The organism is Bacteroidales bacterium, from assembly GCA_018334875.1.
GTDB lineage: Bacteria > Bacteroidota > Bacteroidia > Bacteroidales > UBA12077 > JAGXLC01.
Genome location: JAGXLC010000141.1, coordinates 1 through 9,959 on the forward strand (window position 1 = coordinate 1; position 9,959 = coordinate 9,959).

General features: G+C 41.5%; 6 protein-coding genes. 2 read left to right on the forward strand and 4 right to left on the reverse strand.

Going from position 1 to position 9,959, the window contains the following annotated elements; translation table 11 throughout:
• Positions 1–165: 165 nt before the first annotated feature.
• Positions 166–2,505: a DEAD/DEAH box helicase gene (locus KGY70_11820; protein MBS3775869.1), complete on the forward strand. Its 2,340-nt coding sequence runs from the start codon at positions 166–168 to the stop codon at positions 2,503–2,505.
• Between the two features lie 240 nt (positions 2,506–2,745).
• Here KGY70_11820 and KGY70_11825 read toward each other — a convergent pair whose 3' ends face one another.
• Entirely contained in the window at positions 2,746–3,846 is a 1,101-nt protein-coding gene (locus KGY70_11825; GenBank protein MBS3775870.1) for an acyl-CoA desaturase, read from the reverse strand.
• A 182-nt stretch (positions 3,847–4,028) separates the two neighbouring features.
• On the opposite strand from KGY70_11825, the gene KGY70_11830 reads away from it, so the two are divergent.
• Positions 4,029–5,498 carry a glycoside hydrolase family 130 protein gene (locus KGY70_11830; GenBank protein MBS3775871.1) on the forward strand — a complete coding sequence of 490 codons (1,470 nt, stop codon included), beginning with the start codon at positions 4,029–4,031 and terminating at the stop codon, positions 5,496–5,498.
• A 101-nt stretch (positions 5,499–5,599) separates the two neighbouring features.
• Here the strand turns inward: KGY70_11830 and KGY70_11835 are convergent, their stop codons facing one another.
• From KGY70_11835 to KGY70_11845, 3 genes are all read right to left on the reverse strand, one after another.
• Positions 5,600–6,529 carry a glycoside hydrolase family 130 protein gene (locus KGY70_11835; GenBank protein ID MBS3775872.1) on the reverse strand — a complete coding sequence of 310 codons (930 nt, stop codon included), beginning with the start codon at positions 6,527–6,529 and terminating at the stop codon, positions 5,600–5,602.
• 373 nt (positions 6,530–6,902) lie between these two features.
• Positions 6,903–9,152 carry a glycosyltransferase family 4 protein gene (locus tag KGY70_11840; GenBank protein MBS3775873.1) on the reverse strand — a complete coding sequence of 750 codons (2,250 nt, stop codon included), beginning with the start codon at positions 9,150–9,152 and terminating at the stop codon, positions 6,903–6,905.
• 279 nt (positions 9,153–9,431) lie between these two features.
• Positions 9,432–9,959: hypothetical protein (locus tag KGY70_11845; protein MBS3775874.1), on the reverse strand; the 528-nt coding region annotated here is incomplete at its 5' end.

Genomic DNA, 9,959 nt, shown 5'->3' on the forward strand with positions numbered 1-9,959 from the left:
TAATTAATTTCTAAATTCTGCAGACTATTGGTTCTTACCAAAATTAACTCACGGATTTTGGGTAATTATAGACATATCTGTAAGGTTGATAATATGTTCATAACTTTTCTAATTTCAACTTTTTAATTTATATAATAATTTGCTTTTTTGTTTCAAAAATGCACCATGGAAGATAATGAAGCAACGTCGCAAAAGCAGAAAAAAGTACCCTATTACCGCAAACCAGAAGACCTTAGTATAGATGAATGGCAAGCTGCCTTAAGAAAACAGTTTGCCGCCGACCAGGACTTTGACATAAAAAATATTGGCAATCATCCGGTATTTTCGGATTTTGAGGTTTATAATCCAAAATCTGAAAAAACCTACAAAGTATCTATCCGGGATAACGTACAGAGCCACAATTTCTGTTCCTGCCCTGATTTCAAGGTAAATGGGCTGGGTACCTGCAAACACATTGAAAATGTACTGTTAACCCTGAAGAAAAAAAAGAGCAACTGGAAATATTTCAATCAAACCCAACCCCATGCTTACGCCTCATTGAGCATATATTACGGAAAAGAAAGAAGTCTTCGGTTAAAGCCGGGGAGTGAGAACGGCGAGAAAATTAAACAACTCTTTAATCCCATTATTAACAATGAAGGATATATTCAACCCGGCCATATCATGGAGTTGGAGAGATACATTCAGAAAGCCACATCCATTGATCCGAATTTCAGGGTTTACCCCGATGTTTATGAATTTATCCAGGGATGCAAGCAACAAATAGAAAGAGAACGTCTGACTGACAAGATTTTCCCTGAAGGCACAGAAAGTCGCATTTTTGAAGAGCTTATCAAAACAAAACTCTATCCTTATCAAAAAGAAGCCGTGTTAAAGGCTTTTAAAGCAGGGCGAGTACTGATAGCCGATGAGATGGGGCTGGGGAAAACCATACAGGCCATTGCAACCGTTGAATTGTTTGCCCGGTATTCTCAGGTCAGAAGTGTTTTAATTGTATGCCCTACGTCCCTGAAATATCAATGGCAGAAAGAAATAGAAAAATTCACCGACAGAACCACCCTGATGGTTGAAGGCTTAATTCATAAAAGAAAAAAGCTGTATAAACAGGAAGAATTTTATAAGATCATCAGCTACGGGGTTACCAGAAATGATCTGGAACATATCAATGAAGCCTCACCCGACCTGGTTATTCTTGACGAAGCGCAACGAATAAAAAACTGGCAAACAAAAACGGCACAGGCTGTAAAAAAGATCCAATCCCGCTTTGCCCTCGTGCTGACCGGCACGCCGCTTGAAAACCGTTTGCAGGAGCTTCATTCCATCGTGGAGTTCATCGACATGTACAAACTCGGACCCCTGTTTCGCTTCCTTCATAACCATGAAATAACGGATGAAGCAGGAAAGGTTACCGGTTACAGGAATCTGAAATCGATCAACAAAACCCTCGAGCCCATTTTGATCCGTCGGACAAAGAAAGAGATCATTAATCAATTGCCCGGCAGGATCGACAAGAATTTTTTCGTGGAGTTGACCGAGGAACAAATGAAAGACCATCATGCGTATTATGAAAACGTATGCAGACTGGTAAATAAATGGAGGAGACAGGGATTTCTGAATGAAGAAGATCGACAAAATTTGCTGATCAACCTTTCCTGTATGAGAATGACCAGTGATTCAACGTATATTCTCAATCCCCAAAAACGCCATGACAATAAAATCGGCGAACTCATACAGCTCCTGGAAAATGTCATGGAAACCGAGGACAATAAGATTGTGATCTTCAGTGAATGGAAAAAAATGCTTGAACTAGTCATTCAGGCGCTTGAAAAAAGAGGCATCGACTATGTATATTTAAATGGAGACCTTTCCACCAAAGAACGCAAGCGCATAATAAGCAGGTTTCATAGCGAGAAACGTTTAAAAATTTTCCTTTCCACCGATTCGGGCGGACTCGGTCTGAACCTGCAATGTGCCAATGTCATTGTTAATCTCGATCTTCCGTGGAACCCGGCAAAGCTCGAACAAAGAATTGCCCGTGTTTACCGGCTGGGGCAAAATCAACATGTGTATATTTACAATTTCATTTCAAAATACTCCATCGAACACAGAATATTTTACCTGTTAGGTTTCAAGAAATCTGTATTCAGTGGTACGTTGGACGGTGAAAAAGACACGGTCAGATTAGACGATAAAGGATTTATGGAGACCGTGGAGACTTTAACTGAAGTCAACCCGGAGAACGGAAAAGATGCAGCCCCGGGAAAAGAAAAAGTAACAGTCCAGGGAGAGGACCATAGAGAAAATGAAAGGGTAAAAGAATACCAGTCCGATGAAAATGAGCTGTGGAACGATAGAGAAGGGAAAGATAAAAAAGAGAAAGAAGCCGAAGAAAAAGACCTGAATGGGGAAAAATCAGTAACCCGTCAAAAGACCGGGAAACAAAAAGAAGGAATTTTCAGAAGAATTGGAAAAGGATTCAGGAAATTACTGAAAAAATTCAGGTAAAACCTCTAAAATTCCTTTATAACAAAGTCCTGGGGATTCATCACCGAAATGTTTTCTCCGGATTGAGTTAAGACCAGCAACCTGTTTTTTCTGCCGTTTTATAACTATCGGAAGGAACGCTCATCTCAGCAACGGTCCCGATGAGTTTTTTCCCGGCATAACCAGGAAATAAAGGCTTAAAGACAGGGAGTTTGCAGTTGAGAAAATCTTCCACATTAACCGCATGGAGTTATACCATTTCTAATGCGAAGCATATTGACCTTGTCCCAGTAGTTTAAGCATTTTTGCGTGATTGCCAATTGCCTTGAAAAAAGTAGGTTGTGCGCGGTAGGTTACCCCGTATTTAGCTGTGATTTCTTTTACAATGGGGGAGATCTTTTTGTAATGCACATGACAAATGTTAGGGAACAAATGATGTACGGCATGGTAATTCAAACCACCCAGGAGCCACGTAAACACTCTGCTATTGGGGGCATAATCTGAGGTTGCTGTTAACTGATGGACGAGCCAGTTATTCTCCAGATTCCCATTTTCATCGGGCAGGGGATATGCTGAATCAGGTAATATATGGCCAGTTTGAAAAATGACACTAAGCAAAACCCCGGCTATGAAATGCATAATGAAAAAGAACAGGAGGGTCATCCACCACGGGATGGGTAGAACAATCAGGGGAATGACAATAAAAACGACATAGTACATGATTTTTGTGATTACCAGTTTGGTCATCAGCGCGTTGAAAGATTTGCCTTCCTGGGCAAGATATCCCTCTTTGCTGTAATGAAACAATTGCTGAAAATCCTTGGTGGTAAACCAAAGAATAGTCATAAGTCCGTACAGGAACCATGCATAAAGATGTTGGTATTTGTGAATTTTCCGGACGGGTTTGTGAGGAGAAAAGCGTAACATTGGCGCCGGGTCAATATCAGCATCATAACCATCGATATTTGTATAAGCATGGTGAATGGTGTTGTGCTGAATCTGCCATGTCTCAGGAAGTCCGCCCAGGATATACAGCGACTTGCTCAGCCATTGATTTATTGGTTTACTTTTGGAATAACTACCATGGTTGGCATCGTGCATAATGTCCACACCTACACCGGCCATACCAATACCCATCACCACCCAGCATAAGAGAATTAGCAGGGTGGAAGATACTACCCCGGTCACCATCAGCAAATAAGGTCCAAGGTATAATGCCATCATAAAGATAGACTTCGCCACCATGTCAGCATCTGCATGTTTGGAAAGGTTGTTCTGCTGGAAATATTCATCCACTTTCTTCCTTAATTCGACCATGAAGTCGATTTTTTCTTCTCTATTGAATTGAAGCTTTGTAGGCATAATCTTTCTATTGAAAATTCATTCAGTAAATTTTTTTCCAAATATATTCATAAACGGGTAATTATTCAAGCATGACATATCAAACTGGACTCGTTCGGCAAAGCATTTCCTCTGTTTTGCCGCATTTCCAGTTTTGGATTTCAGGGTGAAATTTATACTTTTAACTTTTAAATTAACAATCTATGGCTCTACCAGTAGAAAGAAAAAATACATCGTTTTTGCCTGACTTTAAGAAAGTAATAGCCAGGTTTTTCGAATTGGATACCATGCGAACCGCAGAGTTGGTTATGCGAATTTACAACATGTCTGACGAGTACGTTGAATCAACGCTGAACCGAATTCTGCGTGAGTTTTCAAAGCGACACAGAAATATGACCAGAATTTTAAGAAGACACTTCAATAAAGTAAAACATGTGTTTGCTGATCTGGATATTGATATCGATGACCTTTCGGAACGAAAACAATTGTTGATTGGTTCGTATTTTACGATGGAATACTCGATAGAGTCTGCCGCCTTCTTCAACCCTTCCATAGTAGAAGACCCTGATCAAAACGGGCTGGAGGAGGGAGAGAAACGTGTGGTTATGAGTTTCAGGGCTACGGGTGAAGGACATATTTCCTCCCTCGTTTTTCGCAGGGGGGTTTTGGATAAGGATAACAACCTGATGGTTCATGAACCCGGCAAGTTAATTGATGGGGCAGAACGGGTTAAAAAATACCAATACGAGAAAAAATCTTTCAGTAGAAAACTGGAAGAGATGGACATTCCTAAAAGTCTGTATTGTCTGGTTCTGGACAAACTTCCTGCCCAATTTTCATACAAGCAGGTCAAGGAAACCGTTCAGCAAATCATTGATGAAAATGACATGAATGTGGATAAACAAAAAGTGCTCCAGGAAATTATCTGGCTTGCCGATTCCCATTATGAGATTATTTTTTCAATGGATACTGATCTGTCAGAACGTGTTATCTTTCCCATTGCAGAAAGGGAGAAAAATGGAATTGAAGATGCCCGCTTTGTAAAATTTACCAACGAAGACGGAACGTTTGATTATTATGCTACTTATACAGCTTATGACGGGTATACGATCATTCCCAAGCTGATTCAGACAAAAGATTTCTATCATTTCAAGGTAATACCTATTCAGGGAAAGCATGCACAAGATAAAAACCTCGCCCTTTTCCCGCGGAAGATCAATGGGAAATATGCCATGCTTTCGCGAATAGATGGTCAGAACAACTACATTATGTTCTCTGATAAGATCAATATCTGGGAAAATGCAAAAATGTTGCGTGAACCACATTATCCCTGGGAATATATACAGGTAGGGAATGGGGGATCACCCTTAGAGACCAAAGAAGGCTGGCTCATGATCACCCATGGAGTAGGGCCCATGAGAAAATATTCACTGGGGGCATGCTTGTTAGATTTGGATGATCCTTCAAAAGTTATTGGCTGCCTGAACGAGCCTTTGCTTACACCCAACGAAAAAGAACGGGACGGTTATGTACCGAATGTAGTATATACCTGTGGTACAATAATTCATAACGACCACCTCATCATACCCTACGCCATGGCGGATTACTCCACTGGCCTGGCTACTATTGAAGTGGATGAACTCCTCAAAGCTCTGAAAAACTCAAATTCCTGACATCAACTGAGAGCAACATTCACGAAACGTGCGCAACGAAAATATGTAACGAACACTACGTGAAAATTATTCTAAATCTGCGTTATCTGCGAGAAACTCAATCACAGTGCTTTTCTCGGATTCTCCTTGCACAGGGTAATGAGATCCATTATTTTTGCTTCCCCTGCACACATCACCTCATCGGCGCCTCCCCAGTATATTTTTACGGTTCCATCCTTTTCCGGCACGGCTCCGCAAGTGAAGACTACGTTAGGTACATAACCTGACGTTTCATAGATCTCTTCAGGCTGAAGGATCCATTCATCCGCCACACCGATAATCTTTGACGGGTCATCCGGCTCATGCAGGGCAACACCCAAGCGGTAAACAGTGCTGTTGATAGTAGGATAGCAGGCGTGGAAAATATTCAGCCATCCTTCGGGAGTTTTAATGGGGGGCGCTCCGGGTCCCATTTTTGATTCATCCCAGTGATAATGAAGAGGCTTTATCAGTATTTTTGAATTTCCCCAGTGAATCAGGTCAGGGGAATAGGATATCCATATGCCCCAGGGATTGATGTCAGCATGCGGGCGGTCCAGTCTGACGTACATTCCGTTGGTCTTTTCAGTGAAAAGAACGACATTTCGCTGATCCACCTCGGTTATCATGGCAATCTTTTCCACCTTTTCAAAATCCGTGGTTCGGGCCAGTGCGCTGCGTACTCCATAGCGGGAATATACGTTGTAGGTAATGTAAAAATAATCCTCCAACAAGGTAATCCGGGCGTCTTCCACTCCGTATTCTTCATAAACACCGAAAATGTCATTAGAGGTGGGCTCCAGGAATGGTTCTTTATGCGGGGTAAAATTGTAACCATCTTTGCTTTCAGCAATTCCGATGATGCTTCGCCCGTTTTCAATATTCGAACGGAACAGCATGATGTATTTGCCGTCAAACTTTACTACTCCGGCGTTATAGACCGTAGCGACGGGATAGGGAATGTCCTTACGGGTTAGTATGGGGTTCTTCGGGTATCTTTTAATTTTACTCATATTAATGTTTTTTTGAATCATATAAATAAATGTTGCATGTTGCGTGTTGCAGGTTGCTGGTTATTGGTTATTGGTTACTGACACCTTTCCATCCTGCTTCTTTCTTCTGCCGACTGTTTTCTCTTGTTATTTTGTGCATTCGTGGCTAAAATATTCCACGCAAAGCGCGCAAAGTTTAATACGCAAAGTTCGCAAAGGGAGTATCCTCTCGCGATAGCTCTCCGTCTCCCATTCTCAGTGCTCCCCTCTCATCTCTCCTTCACTAAGTAACTTAGTCTGTCAGTCTCTTCCTCAATCAACTCAATCAACTCAATCAACTCAGTTAACTCAATTAACTTATTAACTCACTACACATCACTCACAACTAAATACTCTATTTATTCATATTAAAGTTGAAATATTCCAGTTGATGAGCCTGGAGCACTGTAATATGAGAAATTAAATAGGATATGGTGCTTTCTGCCCCTTCGTTCTTATTTACCCCTTTATAAATGAGTCCATCATAGCAGCCACCTGTTTCATGCTCATAAAGTGGAATGTGAAATGTGTTGTTGCCTAAATACCACATGTAGCATTTAAACAACAATGACAAATAACTCTTGTCTCTGAGTATGCGGTAACCATGATAAAAAAGTTGCACCATACTCATGGCTTCGACGGATTGCTGATTATAAGAGGAGATTTCGCCACCTTTTTGATACCATCCTTTATTACCTACCGGAGCAAAATAGTCGCCGGAAAGCGTAACCCTGGTCAGAAAGTTCGTGCTTTCCCTTGCAACCTTTAAGACATGCTCATCTTCAGAGGCCTCATAGGACAGAAATAGCGCCAGCGGTAGTATCCCGTTGTCATACGTCATTGTGTATTCAAACCATTCCCAGTCCTTTTCTTTATGGGCTTCATAAGCATCTGTGAGTTTTTTAGTCAACTGCCTCAACACATGGAACAATTGCTCTTTCTCTGGAAATTCCTGCAAGAAGTATATTAATCCTATAACAGTTGTAGCAATCCCGCGCAATGAATTCAATTGCTCAAACTGATCTACCGAACGGTTAAGAAGGCCTTTAGCCACCTGTTTGTACGAATCGAAAGGCTTGTTTTTCACCAAATATCCTAATGCCCAGATCGTACGTCCAAACGAATCCTCGGTTCCCTGTTCATCCTGAAAGGTGCGATCAAAACTCAGTCCGTTATGGAACGAGCCATCTTCATTTTGCATGTAATGGACATAGCTCAGGTATTTGGAAAGCAAATCCAGCACTTTTTGGTCCTTGTATTGTTTGTAAACCATTGCCGTCATCAGCACCGCACGGGAATTATCACTGAGGTTGTAACCATGTTTAAGGTTGGGAATACCATACAGGGCGTTCTGTACAATACCTACATCATCTGTAAGTCTGTATATATGCGCCAAATTGAACTTAGGCATTAAGGTCAGGTCAATCTCAGAGGTTTCCTCAGTTTGAACAGGCAATGCTTTGTTTTGAACCTCTTTAAACAGGTCGAGGTAGACTTTGCCATTTTTTGGCCAGGTAAGTTTTTTTCCATAAGCAAAAGCTTTCTTCCTGATCTTCTCTAATTTGTCAGGGTTGTCCAATAGCTCTGTAATGATTTCTGACAGTTGATCGTAGTTTTTAAAATCAAAAAGGATACCCCTGCCTTTAGCCAGGAGCTCTTGAGCATGCCAGTATGGAGTAGACAGCACACACGAACCGGCACCTACGGCATATGAAAGTGTGCCGCTGGTAATTTGTTCCTTTGTAAGATAAGGTGTTACGTAAATATCAGCCATACTCAGGTAATCCACCAATGTTTCTTCCGACACAAACTTATCGTAAAAGAACACATTGTTCTCCAGCCCATATTTATTCACCAGCATTTTCAGGTATTCCTTGTATTCTTCTCCGGATAAGCGAAGCACAGCAGGGTGGGTTGCGCCCAGGATAATATACATGACTTCCGGATGGTTTTTTACAACCTCAGGTAACGCGTGCAGTACGGTTTCAATCCCCTTGTTCCTGCTTAATAATCCAAATGTTAGTAAAACCGTTCTGTCCTTCAGCTTATATGATTTCTTTAAGGCATTTTGTTCATAGGGTTTGAATGTTGGCGTACCGTGTTCAATAATTTTAATTTTCCCTCCAGGTATCTTGTAAATGTTTTTCAGAAAGTCAACTGCCAGGTGGCTCATGACAATGACGCGGGAAGAACGTTTTCCGATCTCCGAAATGATAGACCGCTGAATATAGGATGGGTTCTTCAGAACCGTATGACAAACAGTAACCAGTGGAATGGTCAGGTGATGCAACAGAGGCAAAATATACACGCCCATTTCACCACCAAAAATTCCAAATTCATGCTGAAGCACAACCACATCCGCACCACTGAAATTAATAAACCGCGCTGCCTTAATATAATCTTTCTGATGATTCGTGCGGATGGTATACTTGACCTCCTCCGGGTATTCAAACTCCTCTTCTTCATCGTCCAGGGCAACAACAAGCGCCTGTTCGCTAATCCTTTTTTGTTCGGAAGTTGAAATAACTGAATGAAGGAGGTTGTTTGTAAAAGTACCAATTCCACATTTTTTGGGAGGGTAAGTAGCAATATAAGCAATCTTCATAATGCAAATCCATTAATTAGTCTTCATAAACCAGTAAATATGTAAATATGGTTATTTTGGTATGGCTATCCAAAATTTCGGTATTATATTTTTGGTAAAAACCATGAGGGCATTTGGGGATTTTAAGCTGCGTTTTGAACAGCCCAATTGCAGATCCATTCTTTTTAAACGTTCATAGTTGACATGGTAATGCAGAAGAAAATGACCTTCTTATAACGGACTCATAGGAACTTATACCATGCTCAGCGTAATATTCGCGGGAAAGATCAGGTAAATCCGCTAAAATTCCTTAATAACAAAGTCCCGGGGATTCATCACCGAAATGTTTTCCCCGGATTGGGTTAAGACCAGCAACCCGTTTTTCTCTGCCGTTTCGTAGCTGTCGGCTGGAACACTCATGCCGGCAACGGCGCCGATAAGTTTTTGATCGGAATATTCCGGGAATAAAGGCTTAAAGGCAGGGAGTTTGCGATTGAGAAAATCTTCCACATCATCCGGATGAAGCTTGTACTTTACCTCTATGACAATCATATATTCCCCATTGTAGAGCACGATGTCGTACTCTCCCTGTAACTGCCGGGTTCTTTTTTCAAGCCGGGCCACCTGATCGTATGGAATGCCAAAGAGCGCATCCCGAGCCTCCAGCCCTCTTCTGAAAAATTCCTCGGCTACATCTCTGCTGTTTTCGGAGACACCGCCATAAAGCTTAGCCAGCCGGTCGATTTTACGGTCCGTTTCTTCAAACTTTTTCCCAGTCTCCTTAAACATCCTGTCCGTTTCCTGGAACATCTGCCAAACCTTTTCAAA